The 970-nt window shown below is 56.0% G+C and carries 1 pseudogene; it reads left to right on the top strand.

The features are described 5' to 3' along the window. Window positions 1-942: pseudogene (locus tag RRU01S_RS24880) on the top strand (recombinase family protein); the annotation flags it as partial. Window positions 943-970 lie beyond the last annotated feature (28 nt).

Here is a 970-nt window from a genome sequence, read left to right on the forward strand (position 1 = left end):
AAGATGCTGCTTGGCGTCGTTGAACCGGGAGCCATTGCTGCTAGCGCTGAAGCAGAACGCAACATAGCTAACCGTCGTGATCAAGTTCAAGACGCCCTTCAGCGAGATCTCGATGCGGCGAGCTTTGCGGCCGATCGAGCATTCCGGCAATATGACGCTGCTGATCCCGAGAACCGGCTGGTGGCATCGGAGCTTGAGGCGCGCTGGAACAAGGCTCTCACTCGCGTTGGCGAGATCGAGAATAAAATTGCAAGCCACAAAGCTGAGATACCGCAAGTGTCGTCATATTCGACGTTGGATATCGCCGCTCTTGCCGGGGACCTTCGCGCCGTCTGGTCGGCGCCGGCAACCGATGCCAGGCTAAAAAAACGGATCGTGCGCACGGTCATTCATGAAGTGATCGCCGATCTCGACGATGTGGCTTCCGAGATCGTCCTTGTCATCCATTGGGCTGGTGGAGTTCACACCGAACTGCGACTGCCGAAGCGGCGTCGTGGCCAAAGAAACGCTACGCCCGACGACCTCATTGAGGCAGTAAGGAAGCTCGTACTCATTGCCAATGATGACCTGATTGCTGGCATACTCAATCGCAATGGATTGACCACCGGCAATGGCAATCGCTGGACAAGGGAACGCGTCACAGCACTCCGGTCGTACCGCAAGATCCCGGTCTACCGGCCGCAGTCAGACGGAATAGAGCCTTGGCTCAATCTGGGAAAGGCGGCGAAGCTACTTGGCGTTACGCCAAAAACATTGCGAATCGCATCTGAAGCAGGTGAGATCGAGGGCCTGCATCCCTTGCCGGCCGGCCCATGGATCTTCAGTCGCTCAAAGCTTGAACTCCCGGCAGCAAAACAGCTCGTCGACCGCGCGCGACAGAACCCCAGATACCCCGCGGGATCGCCAAAAAATCAAGGAAACCTATTTACTTCAACAACATAGAAAGATGGGTGTTATGAAACAGGATTGT

Origin of the sequence: Agrobacterium rubi TR3 = NBRC 13261 (genome assembly GCF_000739935.1) — a bacterium.
Classification (GTDB): domain Bacteria; phylum Pseudomonadota; class Alphaproteobacteria; order Rhizobiales; family Rhizobiaceae; genus Agrobacterium; species Agrobacterium rubi.